General features: G+C 43.9%; 14 protein-coding genes. 12 read left to right on the top strand and 2 right to left on the bottom strand.

All coding sequences use genetic code 11. The features are described 5' to 3' along the window. Window positions 1-86 precede the first annotated feature (86 nt). From mrcB to purH, 6 genes are all read left to right on the top strand, one after another. Complete coding sequence (gene mrcB, locus AAEY79_RS09065) at window positions 87-2,564, top strand: penicillin-binding protein 1B (RefSeq protein ID WP_201565687.1); 2,478 nt, start codon at window positions 87-89, stop codon at window positions 2,562-2,564. A 33-nt stretch (window positions 2,565-2,597) separates the two neighbouring features. Further along, complete coding sequence (locus AAEY79_RS09060; protein ID WP_201565688.1) at window positions 2,598-3,464, top strand: tetratricopeptide repeat protein; 867 nt, start codon at window positions 2,598-2,600, stop codon at window positions 3,462-3,464. Window positions 3,465-3,588: 124 nt separating this feature from the next. Next, entirely contained in the window at window positions 3,589-4,515 is a 927-nt protein-coding gene (prmA, locus tag AAEY79_RS09055; protein WP_201565689.1) for a 50S ribosomal protein L11 methyltransferase, read from the top strand. Window positions 4,516-4,711: 196 nt separating this feature from the next. Beyond that, entirely contained in the window at window positions 4,712-5,908 is a 1,197-nt protein-coding gene (locus AAEY79_RS09050) for a DUF3426 domain-containing protein (RefSeq protein WP_201565690.1), read from the top strand. A 325-nt stretch (window positions 5,909-6,233) separates the two neighbouring features. Further along, window positions 6,234-6,479 carry a helix-turn-helix domain-containing protein gene (locus AAEY79_RS09045; RefSeq protein WP_037026284.1) on the top strand — a complete coding sequence of 82 codons (246 nt, stop codon included), beginning with the start codon at window positions 6,234-6,236 and terminating at the stop codon, window positions 6,477-6,479. 152 nt (window positions 6,480-6,631) lie between these two features. Then, the gene (gene purH / locus AAEY79_RS09040) at window positions 6,632-8,212 is read left to right on the top strand and encodes a bifunctional phosphoribosylaminoimidazolecarboxamide formyltransferase/IMP cyclohydrolase (protein WP_025653026.1); all 1,581 of its coding nucleotides are present in this window, start codon (window positions 6,632-6,634) and stop codon (window positions 8,210-8,212) included. Window positions 8,213-8,367: 155 nt separating this feature from the next. Here the strand turns inward: purH and AAEY79_RS09035 are convergent, their stop codons facing one another. After that, entirely contained in the window at window positions 8,368-10,242 is a 1,875-nt protein-coding gene (locus tag AAEY79_RS09035) for a SurA N-terminal domain-containing protein (protein ID WP_025653025.1), read from the bottom strand. Window positions 10,243-10,616: 374 nt separating this feature from the next. After that, complete coding sequence (locus AAEY79_RS09030; protein ID WP_025653024.1) at window positions 10,617-10,889, bottom strand: HU family DNA-binding protein; 273 nt, start codon at window positions 10,887-10,889, stop codon at window positions 10,617-10,619. A gap of 572 nt (window positions 10,890-11,461) precedes the next feature. On the opposite strand from AAEY79_RS09030, the gene AAEY79_RS09025 reads away from it, so the two are divergent. The 6 genes from AAEY79_RS09025 (at window position 11,462) to hscB (ending at window position 16,287) form a co-directional block, all read left to right on the top strand. Beyond that, on the top strand, window positions 11,462-12,106 hold the full coding sequence (locus tag AAEY79_RS09025) for a hypothetical protein (protein WP_025653023.1): 645 nt from the start codon (window positions 11,462-11,464) through the stop codon (window positions 12,104-12,106). Window positions 12,107-12,597: 491 nt separating this feature from the next. Further along, window positions 12,598-13,107: an Rrf2 family transcriptional regulator gene (locus AAEY79_RS09020; protein ID WP_010199379.1), complete on the top strand. Its 510-nt coding sequence runs from the start codon at window positions 12,598-12,600 to the stop codon at window positions 13,105-13,107. Beyond that, window positions 13,104-14,330, top strand: coding sequence for an IscS subfamily cysteine desulfurase (locus AAEY79_RS09015; protein WP_025653022.1), 1,227 nt, complete (start codon window positions 13,104-13,106; stop codon window positions 14,328-14,330). Before AAEY79_RS09020 ends, AAEY79_RS09015 begins: the two co-directional genes overlap by 4 nt. Before the next feature lie 194 nt (window positions 14,331-14,524). Then, the gene (gene iscU, locus AAEY79_RS09010; protein ID WP_025653021.1) at window positions 14,525-14,941 is read left to right on the top strand and encodes a Fe-S cluster assembly scaffold IscU; all 417 of its coding nucleotides are present in this window, start codon (window positions 14,525-14,527) and stop codon (window positions 14,939-14,941) included. A gap of 266 nt (window positions 14,942-15,207) precedes the next feature. Then, a complete protein-coding gene (gene iscA, locus AAEY79_RS09005; RefSeq protein WP_025653020.1) occupies window positions 15,208-15,528 on the top strand; it encodes an iron-sulfur cluster assembly protein IscA in 321 nt (106 codons plus the stop codon). A gap of 177 nt (window positions 15,529-15,705) precedes the next feature. After that, window positions 15,706-16,287, top strand: coding sequence for a Fe-S protein assembly co-chaperone HscB (hscB, locus tag AAEY79_RS09000; RefSeq protein WP_025653018.1), 582 nt, complete (start codon window positions 15,706-15,708; stop codon window positions 16,285-16,287). Window positions 16,288-16,487 lie beyond the last annotated feature (200 nt).

The raw sequence follows: 16,487 nt of genomic DNA, 5'->3' as shown, positions 1-16,487 counted from the left end.
TGCCTGAGTTGATGATGATAGATTGAAAAATTTGTCAATTTGCGTCATTATGAGGCAGTTTTTTATCCCTAAATGGTGCATCATCCGTGCAAAAATCTAATTCTAAGCGACCAATCTCCAAGCTTCCTTCATCATCTACGTCTGCTATCAGCACGCTACCCTCACAGCAGCGCGGCTTGGTCTTTAGTAGTATTTTATTAATTGTCATTATCGCTGGCATGGTGCTATTGGCGCTGTATTTGATCAAGCTTGATCGCACCATTACCCACAAGTTCGAAGGTAAGCGCTGGGATATTCCTGCCAAGGTATACTCGCAGCCACTTGAGCTTTACCAAGGTGCCAGCGTCGATAACAGCACGATTAAGACGTGGCTCGAGCTGCTTAATTATCAAAGCAACAAAGCCTATGATCGCACCGGTACCTATCGTAAGTCTGGCAATACCTATTATATCCATACGCGCGGTTTTACTTATAGCTCCAACGATATAGACACTGAGCAAGTCATCAAAATGACGATTGCTGGTAATAAGATTGAGTCGATTCAAAGCACTTTACCGACTAAGAGCGGCATTATTCGCCTTGAGCCGGTTAGTATTGGCGGCATTTACCCAGACAGCAATGAAGATCGTATGGTCGTCTCTTTAGATGAGGTGCCACAGCCATTGATTGATGCATTAATAGCCACGGAAGATCGCGGCTTTTATGAGCATAAAGGCGTATCGATACGCGGTATCGCCCGTGCAGTCATTAATAATTTCTCTGGCGGCTCTAGACAAGGTGGTTCGACCATCACCCAGCAGCTGATTAAAAACTTTTATCTGAATTCAGATCGCACCCTAAAACGCAAAGCCAATGAAGCCTTAATGGCTGTGTTACTTGAGCTCCATTATAGTAAAGATGAAATTCTACAAACGTATCTGAACGAGATTTACCTAGGACAAAACGGCAACCGCTCTATTAATGGCTTTGGTTTGGCAGCGCAGTTCTATTTTAATCAACCGCTGAACGAGCTGCGCTTAGACCAGCAAGCCTTGCTCGTTGGTATGGCAAAAGGCCCGAGTGTCTATAATCCACGTCGCCATCCAAACGATTCAAAAGCACGTCGTAATGTCGTTCTTAGCAACATGCTAGCGATGGGCACGCTCAGTCAAGCAGACTATGATAAAGCCATAGAGAGATCACTGGGTATCGCTGACAAGCCTGTCGAAGGCAAAAGCCAATTTCCTGACTTTCTCGATATCGTCAAGCGTGAATTGAATACCGTCTATTATTCTGATGACTTAAAAAATGAAGGTCTGACGATTATTAGTACGCTCGACCCTATTGCCCAATTAGCCGCCGATAAAGCAGTCGATAAAAAACTGGGCGAGCTCCGTCGTAGCAGCAGCAAAACCAAAGATTTACAAGGTGCCTTGGTCAGTGCCAATCCAGAGACTGGTGAGCTGGTCTCTGTGGTCGGTAGCGGCAGTGAATTTACGGGCTTTAACCGCGCCGTCGATGCCAAGCGTCAAGTGGGCTCTTTATTAAAACCGATCATTTATATGACAGCGCTCGAAAGCGGTCGCTATAATTTGGCAAGTTCGGTCGATGATTCACCAGTTACCGTCAACCTAAATGACGGTACGAAGTGGAATCCACAAAACTATGACAAGCGTGATCATGGTTATGTCCCCTTTACCACTGCACTGTCTCAGTCTTATAACCAAGCAGCGGTACGCTTAGGCATGGAATTTGGGATCGATACTTTTGCCAAGCAGCTACAGCGTATGGGTATTAAAGAGAAAATATCGCCTTATCCTTCTGCATTATTAGGATCGGTCAATCTTAGCCCAATGGATATGCTTGGCGTCTATCAAGTGTTTGCTACTGGTGGCTTTCGCACGCCCATTCATAGTATTCGTAGCGTCATTGATGATCGCGGTCGTATCTTGCAGCGCACTGGACTCAATACACAGCGTAGTATCCCGCCTGAGACCAACTTTTTGACCAATTACGCGCTACAGCAAGTGGTCGCCAGCGGAACGGCTAAACGAGCACAGTCGCTTGGTAGCAACCTGAATCTCGCTGGTAAAACAGGGACCACAAATGACTATCGCGACGCTTGGTTTGCTGGTTATAGTGGTAACTATGTCAGCGTGGTTTGGGTCGGTCGTGATGATAATAAGCCAATCGGTCTGAGCGGTGGCACAGGTGCATTACCAGTTTGGGTCGACTATATGAGTCGCTTAAAATTGACGCCAGTATCACTACCTGAGCCGGAAGGTATTGAGTGGTTATGGCTTGAAAACAATTCTGGTAAGCTATCAAATGAGCGCTGTACTGATGCGCGCTATTTGCCAGTAATGTCAGCACATTTGCCCGAAGAAGCCAGTAGTTGTGCCATCGGATTGTATCAACAAGATCGCGCTCAAGAACAGAGTGAGCAAGGCGCTATCAATCAGCAACGCCGCCGCGAAGGCTTAGACATTCCAAATGGCGAAGCGGTTGAGACCGAGAGCCAAGATGATAATGATGCGCAGGGCGGTGCCGATACTTGGTACGACCGTGCGGTTGAATGGTTCTAACATTGTTTTTAAAAACTTAAAAAGGGGCTTAACATGGTGTCATCTATACAGCAAAGCGTATCTGTTAAGCAGGACATTATTAGCACGGCTAAAAAGAATACCCTAGCAAATACGGTCCTTGCTGCTGGTGCGCTCGTTGGCATAATGAGCTTGAGTGCCTGTCAAACGGCGCCCATTACTGCGACGAGAACAACACCTGCTCAAACGATGCCAGCAACACAACGTCAAGAGACAGCAGCGCCTTCATCGGTTACCAACGTAAAACCTGCGACTCAAGCGCCGATTATTGATCACAGGGGCTATGAAGAAGGCGACGATAATGATGAAAAAAATGACTACCCTATCCAGTCTGATGCGCCGTCTGGCCCATCTTCAGCGACAAACCCATTAACGCAACAAACTCCAGTGTACACAGCGCCTAACTCCCCATCCAGTCCTGTGTTTTCACAGCCCGATGCCGTAATCATTACGCCGTCCCGTGATGACTATATAATTTCTGAACCTTCAATACCGTCGCACAATGACCTATTAGAGCGCGCGCGCCAAAACTCGCAACAACGCAGTCAACAAGCGGCTACTAACAACAGTGACCTGCCAGCATTTCGCAATCTTATGCAAACAGGGATTGGTCAGTTAAAATCAGGCAAGCTGACCAATGCTGAGAGCAGCTTTACCCGCGCCCAGCGCCTCGCGCCCAAATCCTCAGCGGTGTATTTTTATCTGGCACAAGTCGCTCTCAAAAAGAACCAACCGCGCAAGGCAGAAGCCATGGCTCGCCGTGGTCTTAGCGTCTCGCAAGATGCCAATCGCAGACGCGCGCTCTGGCAAATTATTTTGCAATCAGGGCAAGCGCAGGGTAACTCACGCGTCATCAATGAAGCAAAGCAAGCACTGCGTTAGTATCAAGACATACCGAAGTGAGTAAATACTAAGTCTATAACTTGCTATCTACTCACTTTTTATATTGTGCATACGCATCATTTATCCAAAACACTCATTTTTATTTTAGATTAAGGTTATCGTTATGGCATGGCAACAACTGCACTTACAGTGTGAAAAAGCAAACGTCGATCTGGCTGAGGCGCTGTTACTAGAAGCAGGTGCACTATCAATCGCTTTAGATGACGCAGGGGATCAACCCTTGTTTGAGCCATTGCCTGGTGAGTCACCCTTATGGGATGAAGTGATCCTGACAGGATTGTTCGATGCCAGCACAGACACTGGTAGCCGTCATGCGGTTGAACAGTTAAGTCACGAAATTGGCGCACAGGTACACGCCAGTCGTATTTGGCTAAGTGCTGTGGATGATAAAGATTGGGAACGTGAATGGATGAGCAATTATCATCCTATAGAATGCGCCAATAACTTATGGATTGTGCCTAACTGGATAACGCCGCCCAATCCTGAGGCGACCAATATCATTATGGACCCCGGCTTAGCCTTTGGTACTGGTTATCATGCCACCACTCGCCTATGCCTCGACTGGCTAACAGAGCAAGATCTGAGTGATAAAGTGGTGATTGATTATGGTTGTGGCTCAGGAATTTTAGGTATTGCGGCATTATTGTTAGGGGCACGTCACGTCTATGCCGTTGATATCGATCCACAAGCTGTGCTGGCGACCAACCAAAATGCCGTACGCAATCATGTCGATGATCGGTTGCAAGCATTTTTACCCGAAGACTTTACTGATTACTGGAAACAAAACGACGTCAAACCCGTAGAAGTGATGGTCGCCAACATTTTAGCGAAGCCCCTTATTGGCTTAGCACCTTACTTTGTCACCTTAATGGCACCAAAAAGTCGTATCGTGTTAGCCGGCTTAATCGAGTCACAAACTGAAGAAGTGACTGCTGCGTATCAGCCTTATTTTGCGCTCGATCCGAAGCACGCCTTTACGGCGCAAGAGGACCAACATTGGCAGCGTTTATCTGGTACATTTACAGGCTAGCAACATTTAATTACATCTGTTACGATAGAGGGGCAGTCAAATGTTATGTATTTGACGCCACTCTGTCCTTGTCTATCACTCATAAATGTATCAAGCATTTAACGATGAGTATCTAAGTAGAAGCCTGAGTAGTAGAGGCAGCTATTGGTGAGTGGCTACGCGGTATTGATAACCATACTTTTTTGGATTCGACCCTATGACCACGCCAATAAAAACTCAGTGCCCTCATTGCCAAGCTTGCTTTAAATTACAACAAACCCAGTTAAATAAAGTAAACACCGCCGTTTGCTGTGATCAGTGTCAGCAGAGTTTTTTGGTCAATAAGCACCTTATCGTCACCACCGATACGCCACCAAAAATGGCAGATAGCACCACCACCGACCCAAATAACACAAGTAATGTCAAACCGCCTATTCATAAACAACTTTCTAATAAGCAATCTTCAGCCGTCTTATCTTCTGACAGCTTAATTCATGATGGTTTAATTTATGATGACATGGATATCGACGAAGCAGATGAAAGCAGTTTGGAATATGACTCGTTAGAAAATATGGACGCTTGGCTGACCCATGCAACCGACAGTAGTCATACTAATTCTATAGCCAGTAATAAGCTTGATAAAACGCCCAAGTCAGCAGCGCAATCAGCGTCGGCAGCAACGCAGTCTACCTCACCTGCTCAGGTTGCACTTAGTTCAGCGGCGGCCAATAACATCCATGCCAATATTGATGATACGACTGACAACGCTTGGCTCGAAGATCTGCTCAAAGAGCAAAATAAAAATGACAATAGCATCCAAGAGGATACGGATTTATCGCAGCTATTGCTTAGCATGGGTGTACCCTTTAGAGACGAAGACCGAACACATGAAGAGCGGGTCAAAAAAATGCAAGCGCAAGCGAAATTCGCGCCGACACCAGCGCGGCATTCAATTGCCTCTCTACTGTGGACGCTAGGCTGTTTGGTACTGGCGCTGCTACTTTTTGCCCAGTATGTTATTTTTAATTTAGAAACCTTGGTAAAAAATCCCGCTCATGCAGAACGCCTACAGACAATCTGCACAATCGCGGCTTGCAGCCTTCCTAGCGCTGACTTATCTGCCTTGACGATCACTGAGCTCAATCACAAGCCTAGCCAAATTAAAAAAACGGGGACTTTTAGTGAGGTAAGTGCAACGTTAAACAACCAAAGCCCACAAGCCCAGCTTTACCCTAATGTTAAGGTCAGTGTTTACGGGACAGATGCCCTACTCGGAGAGTTTATTGCAGCACCAGATGATTATCTATTGAGTACCCAAAACCAAATAGCGGCTGACAGTCGCAGACAACTGCTATTTACGATACCGGTTGCCAATGCTCAAATCCGTGAAGTCCGTATTAATCCTATTTATTGAAGCAGACCTTAATAAATAGAAGTAATAAGCGAGACCTTAATAAATAGCAGTAACGAAATAGTTTGGAATTGAAAAGTCTTCATTGAATGGCATTGCCGCTGAGATAACGTCCAATCTGTCAATGCTAACCGATATTAATTTGTTATAATACCCGTCTAAACCCCTATGGTTTGACTCTTTTTAATCTCAAGGACATTATCTTATGGCAACTCATGCACAGCATAATGCCAATCGTTTTGCCCAAAGCTCTGAGCATCTTGCCGATTATAATAAAGACGATTATCAGCATTCTATCCGTGATTTAGAGCCTTCTCTAGATAGCCTTATGAACAATGGGCATACTCCTGAACCTTTGCGTGTGAACGTAGAGCGAGTGGTGCGTCAGTATTTTGCGATGTTAGGCGATGAGATACCCACCGATTTGTATGAGCTTATCTTAAAACAAATCGAAGAGCCGCTATTGTCTGTCGTCCTTGAGCAAACGCGCGGCAATCAGACCAAATGCGCGCAAATCTTGGGTCTCAATCGTGGTACGTTACGCAAAAAACTTAAAACCTATAACTTAATGTAACCTCGGCCAGATGAGCTTACCGATCGTCATTAACCCTCATTATGTATGGCAATTTATCGTTTATGACCTTATCCACTGTGATACTGTCGGCAGCGATTGTCATTATCACCTTGCCAGACGTTTACGTCAGGCTTTTTTTATGGAAATTTCTTATGAGTACAGCCCCACTTGCCCTACTGTCGGTCTCCGATAAATCCAATATCGTCGAATTTGCTCAAGGCCTTATTAAAGCAGGCTTTGCTTTGTTATCTACTGGCGGTACTTATCGACTGCTGACAGAGCATAATGTTGCGGTGACCGAAGTGTCAGATTATACCGGTTTTCCTGAAATGATGGACGGTCGTGTAAAGACGCTACACCCTAAAATTCATGGTGGCATCTTAGGACGCCGTGGCACTGACAATACGGTTATGAGCGATCATCAAATTGAGCGTATTGATTTGGTCGTGGTAAATCTTTATCCATTTGCCGAGACGATTGCTCGTGCGGATGTCACCATGAACGATGCCATCGAAAACATCGATATCGGTGGTCCTACGATGGTACGTTCTGCGGCGAAAAATCACGCCCACGTTGGTATCGTAACCGATCCTGCTGATTATACGCGCGTACTTGAAGCCTTGGGTGATGGCACTAAACTGACCACGTCCCTACGCTACGACTTAGCGGTGAAAGCCTTTGAACATACTGCACAATACGACGGTATGATTGCCAACTTCTTAGGTAGTCGAATCAATGAGACTCAAGAGCCAGAGAATTTTTCACGTACCTTTAATGTGCAGCTAGAAAAAGCACAAGATCTACGTTACGGTGAAAACCCACATCAAAACGCGGCATTTTATACAGAAAATAATCCACTAAAAAGCCAGCAAGCCTCTATTGCCACGGCGAAGCAATTACAAGGTAAGGCACTGTCTTATAACAACATCGCTGATACTGATGCAGCACTTGAGTGCGTAAAAGCGTTCAGCGCCCCTGCTTGCGTCATCGTTAAGCATGCCAACCCTTGCGGTGTCGCGGTCGATACCGACCAAGTCGCTGCTTATAACACCGCTTTTAGCACCGATCCTGAGTCTTCTTTTGGTGGTATTATTGCCTTTAACCGCCCATTGACCGTTGCGGCAGCAAAAGCAATTATCGACAATCAATTTGTAGAAGTGATTATTGCCCCTAGTATCGAAGATGGGGTGCTTGAGGCGACTGCTGCTAAGAAAAATGTGCGCGTCTTGGTATGCGGCGAGCTACCAACCCCTGAGCAGCGCGAAAGCCAGCTCGACTATAAGCGCGTTAACGGCGGGCTGCTCGTACAAGAGCAGGATCTGGGTTTGATTACTGCCAATGACCTAAAAATCGTCACGGATGTGCAACCAACGGAAGCGCAGATTGCTGATTTACTGTTCAGCTGGAACGTCGCAAAATACGTCAAATCTAACGCCATCGTTTATGCCAAAGGTCAGCGCACTATTGGTGTTGGCGCCGGTCAAATGAGCCGCGTCAACTCAGCACGTATCGCTGCTATCAAAGCTGAACATGCTGGCTTGGCGACAGAAGGCGCTGTTATGGCTTCAGATGCCTTCTTCCCGTTCCGTGATGGCATTGATAACGCTGCTGAAGTCGGCATCTCGGCGATTATCCAGCCGGGTGGTTCTATGCGTGATAACGAAACGATTGCTGCGGCTAATGAGCATGGTATCGCCATGGTATTCACTGGTATGCGTCATTTCCGTCATTAATCTGCTGTCAAGATAATGCTGTTCAGACAAATTTTTTAAGAATAAATCAAAATCGTATTGCATAAAAAAAGCCACTATCAATAGTGGCTTTTTTATACTTAAGATTTGATAAAGCTTATTCAGACAAAGGGTTTAACAAATGCCTTATAAGTGGCTTAACGTCCTTGCGCATTGGCCATATTAGTCTCATTAATTTCAACCTTATACACTAAACGTAGATACTCTAGATAGTCTTGTAGCTGATCTTGACCCAAATTATCACGGATAATAGATGCCGTTTGCGCACGTTGCATATCAGACAGTGGTGATTGTTGTTCGGTCTTGATACGATCACCAACCAATAACGTCGCACCCATCTCTGTTTTACTCGCAATGGCAACGACGCCATTATTGGCCGCTTGCTGACTAAATGCCAAGCCGCGCTCTTTTTCTGTCAATCGTGTGGTTTGACGATTGACTTCGCCTAAGGCTTGAAATCTGACCGGTTGCTTACCGATATCGGCCGTTGTTTTAATACCAGCCGCCAGTTTTTTAGCGTCTTTTAACGCCAATGCTGTAGCTTTTTGCTGACGTAATATCTGTGTGATTCTTGGCGTAGCCGCTGCCAGAGTAAGCGTTTTGGTAGGACGATAATTGCTTGGCTGTACCCATACCGTGCCATTACCAACTTCAATACCTGCCGTCACCGCTTGGTCTTGAATCGTAAACTCATCAAAAGCTTGCTTAATCACTGCTGGTTGCGACAATGCTGACTGGTTGCCTTTTTTACGATAATCTTTGATACGCTTTAGTGTCACGCCCTCTTGCTGAGCAATATCTTCGATACTAAAACCATCTGCTGCCAAATCGTTAATTGCCGTGACTTTATCGGCATACATTTCCTGACGCTTATACTCTTTGGCCTTAACCGTTAGCTCTTCACGCATACTCTCGAGGCTAGGTACTTTACTACCATTGTCTTCGGTTACAGTAAATATCTGATAACCAAAGCTGGTCTTAACTGGTGCACTCACATCGCCAACGCTCAAGCCTTCCAAGGCTTTTTCAACTGCTGCTGCGTCATTGCCAAATACAGAAGGATTGAAGCGACCGATGTCACCACCCGTCTCTCCTGATGGATCGTCAGATTCTGTCTTAGCAAGCTTGCTAAAAGCCTCACCTTTATCCAAACGGGCTTTTACTTTATCTGCTCGAGCCTTGGCATCCTTACCCGTTATCAATATTTGACTGATTTTGCGCTCATCGACTACAGCCAGTCCTTGCTTATAGGCGGCGTACTGCTGCTGCAAATCTTCTGTCGTGACATCAGTGATTTGGACCGTCTGCGGGCTCAATTGCAGGTAAGCCAAGTCGACCATTGCCGCACTTTTTAGCGTGTCTTTATTGGCATCATAGTAGGCTTGTATATCGTTTTTACTCAGCTTCACTTGTTCTTGGTAATCCTGCCAATTAAAGCGATGCAACCAAATATTACGCGACTCTAGCTGTAGATCTATTAGCTGACTAACCGCTTGCATCGGATACACTGCCGTACCAACGATACTGGCATTCAGCTGATCGAGGCTTAACTGGTTACGAAACTCAGCAAACAGCTGATCTTTGGTCATACCGCGCTGACGCAAAAAGTTTGAAAACTGATCGTTTGAAAAATTGCCATCCGCATCTTTAAAGATCTCTTCTTGACGCAGTAGACGATTGATGGTGTCGTCAGAGACCGTCATACCCAGCTTACCCGCTTGCTGCTCTAGCAAAGTTCGATCAATCAGACCTTTTAGTACTTGCTCATGCAGCACATCTTCATTCAATAAACTGGCATCATCAATTTGCTCTAAGGTCTCAGTACGGCGATTATTAACAGCAGTCTGATATTCTGATAATCCAACACTTGCCTCACCTACTTGCGCAATTTGGTTGGGATCGACACCGCCACCAAAGTAGCTTTCGACACCCAATAGAGCGAGCGGCGATAGGCATAAAATCAATAAAATGCGACCTGGCCAGCTTTTTAAGAAATCGCGCAATTTATCCATAGTTATCTCTGCTTTATTAACCTATATTGATGAAAGACCATTTAATGCTATCTAAGCAGGCAATGGCAAGGGTAAAAACCTGGGCAAGTTATAAGGGCAAAATAAGGCTTGTCTAAACAACCCCACTATCGCGCGCCTATGATACGTGATTTTTACGCTAGACTCAAAATATTCACGTTATATGATACAAACGATGGCTGTAAAAAAAGCACCTAATATTTAGGTGCTTTTTTTGCGGTTTCACTTATTACTTAGGCTGTAGCCAATCAATAAGCGATTCTCTATCATTTTACTATCAACAAACGCTATTTTTATTCGTATGACACGTCATTATGTAGGGTTTGTCTGTAATAGAGTGACTTAACTATATCGGCTTAGTTCAAGCGCTCTTTTAAGTTTTTACCAGCTTTGAAGCTTGGTACTTTGCTTGCTGGAATGCTAAGCTCTTCACCAGTCTTAGGGTTACGGCCAGTACGAGCCTTACGGTCTTTTACGCTAAAAGTACCAAAACCAACTAGTGAAATGCTTTCGCCAGCTTCTAGAGCTTCGCCAACGCTTTCCATAACAGCATTCAATGCATCGCCAGCTTGAGTTTTATTTAGACCACTTTTATCGGCGATGCTATCAATTAATTCTGACTTATTCATAAAATTTCCTTCAAGTTTAAGGGGGATAATAAACGCTCACGCCAGGTATTGTATCGCTCTCATAGCACTTAAGCAATAAAAACCACCTGACTCACGCATAAACAGGTTTCGCTTTGTTAACGTCTTTATATCAAGGCAGCATAAGGAGCGCAAGCAATTTTACATATTTTTGTGCACTGTACTACGTATTTGACACCCAATGTTACGCAAAATATATGCAACTGAACATCTGACTGTTTTTTAACTCATACATTAAACAATACCTTTACGAGTTATTACTTTTACGAGTTATTCAGCTTTTGATGACAGCACTATAGACATTACTACGCGCAAATCCTAACAGTTTCGTTAACGATATATTATTAGCAATATAGTTCTAGGGATTAGTGACATAACGCTAAGCATTAGTGAGATGATTTTAAGACAATTATTTGCTAAGTGACAGAAACCAACGTTACTTTTTATTATAAAGACGTTACTATAAGCAAAATCTTGCTATATGTTTTGAGTCGGCTTTGACTCTTGTTTGTCTTTTTGCCTCTAACTTGCCAAATAAAAAACGGATTATTTACATGAAGCGTACTACGTTGTCCACCTCTCTTCTTAATATTATTCTCGTGTTCGTCGAGTCGGCTCTGACCCTACTGTTACGTTTAGATCCCGAGCTACGTAAAGCCGCTTATCCACTTGCCAAGCAAGGCACTGTCGTTGCGCTGCGTTTGTATTTGCCTCATGTCGAGATTTTTGCCACTTTTAGCACCAAGGGCGTGTTATTAGATGCGCAGTTACCCATTGATCGTAGTGAGCCTGACGTGGTCATCAACGCTTATAGTATCCAAGTCATCAATGCCATCACGACCCACGATAGCGAAACGACTGAAAAACTACAGATGCGCGGTGAGTCCGTACAAGTACAATTGGTTAAGCAATTTATTATGCAGCTTGGTCTTGGTGGCTTGATTCAGGGTTTGATCAAAAAAATCAAAGGCGGCAAAGGCAAATCTAAGCCGACTGACGCGGAAATGGCCGAAAAGAAAGATGGCTATAAGCTCCGTATCAAAGAGCAGCAGACGCAAATCAGTACATTAACGACTAAGAATCGTGAGCTTGAAACCACCGTAAAGGAATTGCAGAGTAAACAGAAGACATTGATAATTGTGACTATTATGGCGCTTGTAATTATGATTGGCTCAGTCATAGCACTATTGATGAACTAGTTTTCGTTAATGATGGTGATATTTATTGATAAATAATAATGCACCTGTTAGGTGATTGCTTTAATGACCATTAAGCGTTTGATAGCTGCAATAAGCTACCAAACGCTTTTTTTATCGCTTTAATTTGCTAACCGTGAACTTGAAACAAATATAAAAGCTTAAATCGGTACAAAACTTTTATTATACAAGCCAGCTTTTACCCTTATTATACAAGCCAGCTTTTACCCTACCTTAGCCACCATTGTTTTTATCAATCGTAGTAATCAATTGGATTAACCATTCAACCACACTTTAATCTTGACTAAATTACTCGGGATTAAGTATAATTACTCTATCGTTGCACACATCGGGTTCATCATCTGTTGTTTAATAGCGATAAGACATACTTAGTTGATAGACAATTAACAGAGGCAAAAGTTCGCTTTTACCAAAACTACTTGACTAAGATCGTTGTTAAATACACTTATAACTGAGAAGTTGGGAGATAACACATGCGTTTGACTACTCGAGGCAGATATGCCGTTACTGCGTTACTAGATCTGGCGTTACAGACCAGCCAACAAGAGACAGCGGTATCGTTATCCGATATTGCCAAGCGGCAATCCATATCTATCTCTTATCTCGAACAGTTATTTTCTAAACTTCGTAAACGTGGCTTAGTCACGAGTATCCGCGGTGCGGCAGGTGGCTATCATTTAGCCAAGCCATTGCACGAAATCGATGTGATGAGCATTATTTCTGCTGTCGATGAGTCTGTGAACGCGATGCAGTGCGAAGGACGCGGTGACTGCCAAGGTGGTACAATGTGTTTAACCCATGACTTATGGTGTGCACTGTCCAATCATATCGAACAGTACTTGAAAAATATAACTTTAGCGCAATTATTAGACATGGAAAACGTGCAGTCAGTCTCAGACCGTCAGCAGACCGTTACCAAAGATATTTCCATAAAAGACATCAATACTATTACCCTATCGACCAGCGAGGCAAACCCAGCATGAGCCAACATAACAACCTTATATACTTAGATTATGCCGCCACCACCCCAGTTGCTAAGTCAGTTGCAGCTAAGATGAGCGAATATCTGACGGTAGATGGCATCTTTGGTAATCCCGCCTCGCGCTCGCATGGCTACGGCTGGCAGGCAGAAGAAGCGGTCGAAGTGGCGCGTCAACAAGTGGCAGAAGTCATCAACGCCGATCCACGCGAAATCGTCTTTACCTCTGGTGCGACTGAGTCTGACAACTTAGCGATCAAAGGGGCGGCACATTTCTATCAGTCTCGCGGTAAGCACATCATCACCAGTAAAATCGAACATAAAGCTGTATTAGATACTTGCCGCGAGCTTGAGCAAGAAGGCTTTGAAATTACATATCTTGAGCCACAGCCAAGCACCGGTCTTATCTTACCTGAGCAAGTGAAAGAAGCGCTACGTGACGATACGATTTTAGTATCACTTATGATGGTAAACAACGAGCTTGGAACGATTACTGATGTCGCTGCTATTGGCGAAATTACTCGCGAAGCTGGTGTGGTCTTCCATGTGGATGGTGCTCAGTCAGTCGGTAAAATACTCATTAATCTTGAAGAGATGAAAATCGATTTGATGAGCTTTTCAGGCCACAAAGCTTATGGTCCTAAAGGCATCGGTGCGCTATTTGTCAGTCGTAAGCCACGTATTCGTCTAAAAGCAGAACAACATGGCGGTGGTCATGAGCGCGGTATGCGTTCAGGAACGTTGCCAACGCATCAAATCGTTGGTCTTGGGGCGGCATTTGCCCTTGCCAATGAGCGTTACGAAGAAGACCATGCCCATGCTGCAAAACTGCGCCAAAAACTGTGGGATGGTCTACAAGATATCGAAGAGATCTACCTAAACGGTGATTTAGAGCACAGCGTTCCTAACATTGTAAACATCAGCTTTAACTTCGTTGAAGGTGAGTCGTTGATGATGTCGCTAAAAGACTTAGCCGTATCGTCAGGATCAGCCTGTACATCAGCGACCCTTGAGCCATCATATGTACTGCGCGCTATTGGTCGTCCAGACGAATTGGCACACAGCTCAATTCGCTTTAGTTTCGGTCGTTATACTACTGAAGAAAACATCGATACGATTATCAAGCAGATGCACGAAGCGGTTGATAAATTACGTGCCCTATCACCACTTTGGGATATGTATCAAGAAGGTGTTGATTTAGATTCAGTCGAGTGGGCTGAACACTAAAACCTGAAACAATGAAGTACTTATTAGATATAGCTATTAAATGATGAATCAGACAATTATAAACATAGTTTTTATGAATTTTATTTTATAAATACCGTTTTTATTACCTAAATGTTTGACCCCAATTATCGATGAGTGGGTAGTGTTTCAACTTTCAGAAGCCACTGCTCATCATCTAACTAGGAGAAAACCCCATGGCCTATAGTGACCAAGTTATTGATCATTACGAAAACCCACGCAACGTCGGCAATCTTGATAAAAATGCCAAAAACGTTGGTACTGGTATGGTTGGTGCCCCAGCTTGTGGCGATGTGATGCGTCTACAAATCCAAGTCGATGATAACGGTATCATCGAAGATGCACGCTTCAAGACTTACGGCTGCGGTTCAGCAATTGCCTCAAGCTCGCTCGTCACTGAGTGGTTAAAAGGCAAAAGCTTGGATCAAGCTGGTGAGATTAAGAACAGTCACATTGCTGAAGAATTGGCATTACCACCCGTAAAAGTGCATTGCTCTGTTCTTGCAGAAGACGCCATTAAAGCCGCTATTAGCGACTATAAAGGTAAGCATGGCGCAGCAGCTGCTGTTATGGCAGAAGAAGCGACTAGCTAAGCCTATTAGCGTAAGCATTGTATTTTGAGTATTATAATAGCAATACTTTAGTAGTTGTGTTTAGCATCGCTACTAACGCTATAGAGGTGACAATGACGCTTATGTAATTGTCACCTTTTATTTTCTAGCAGTTATTAATTATTAATTTAGTTATTAACTCATTGTTATCCAGATGTTATTTTGGCAAGCCCGTTGTTTTGGTTGTCAGATCATCTACAGTTTTCTTAAATTATTATCTCTATTATTGATAGTCAATGGGAGTTGGCATGATTGAAATGACAGAACGCGCCGCTCAGCATGTTCGAGACTTTTTGGACAATCGCGGTAAAGGCGAAGGTATTCGAGTGGGTATCCGCACAGCGGGTTGCTCAGGTTTAGCTTACGTTTTAGAGTTCGTAGATACCCCTGACGAAAATGACACGCGCTATGAAAGTCGTGACGTCAGTATTTTTATTGATCCTAAGAGCTTGGTATATTTAGATGGCTTGTTGATGGACTACGAAAAAGAAGGATTAAACGAAGGCTTTAAGTTCACTAACCCCAATCAGAAAGGCGAATGTGGTTGCGGCGAATCCTTTACGGTTTAATGATAAAATAATTTGATTTTTCTGAGTTTAGGGTTTTTGACCTAACATTCGGGCGATGGTAAATAAGTGCTGCAATAGCCAATCTTAAATCAGTAAGCAGTGCAGCCAACCAAATAGTAAAGTAGCCACTGGTTAGATAAAACCTTAAAAATAAATAAAAAAAGCAAGGCGTATGATATGACAGACATTACTCAAGAAGCCCAGTTTGATAACTTCTTTGCCCTATTTGAGCAGCCGGTACAGTTTGATGTCAATCAAGAGAGTCTCGATCAGCATCTACGTCTGCTACAAAAACGCTATCATCCTGATAATGTCGCCAAGAACTTGACAGACGCCGCCCAAGCGCAACAGCAGTCTGAGCAAGCATCAGCATTGATTAACCAAGCCTATCAAGCGCTGAGTGCGCCTGATAGCCGTGCAAGCTATCTGTTAGATGTGGCAGGACAAGCACAAAACCTAGAACACTCAATCGCTGATTTAGACTTTTTAGAAGATGCGATGCAGATGCGTATCGAATTGGATGAGGCGATTGAAGATAAAAATCTCTCAACGTTACAACAGCTACATCCGCAGATTACAGAACGTTTGACCAAACAGTCTCAGCGTTTTAATAATGCTTACCAAAGCAAAGACTGGCAAACCGCGATTGATGCGACGCAAAAATTAAAATTCTTGGTCAAGTTAAATGCTGATGTGACAACGGGTCTTGATGAGGTCGCAACGTCTGAGCATTCAGATGATGATGATTTATACGTTTAGACAATGAATACTCAAAAGCTTGTATCATTGATAGTATGTGCAAGCTTTTCTAATTTATCGCTCTTATTTAAAGCAATATTCTAAAGCGGTGGTTAAAATAGTCTCAACGATACCGTATAATCCCATATTTTAAGCGCTATTAAACGCTACTCTCTTCTATGTTAGAGAAGAATCGCAGCCGTTAACTGTCATAGCGCCTA

It is taken from the genome of Psychrobacter sp. GW64-MNA-CIBAN-0177, assembly GCF_040309585.1.
Classification (GTDB): Bacteria; Pseudomonadota; Gammaproteobacteria; order Pseudomonadales; family Moraxellaceae; genus Psychrobacter; species Psychrobacter okhotskensis.
Note: the sequence above shows the minus strand (reverse complement) of the source record. Positions and strands in the feature narration are given on the sequence as shown.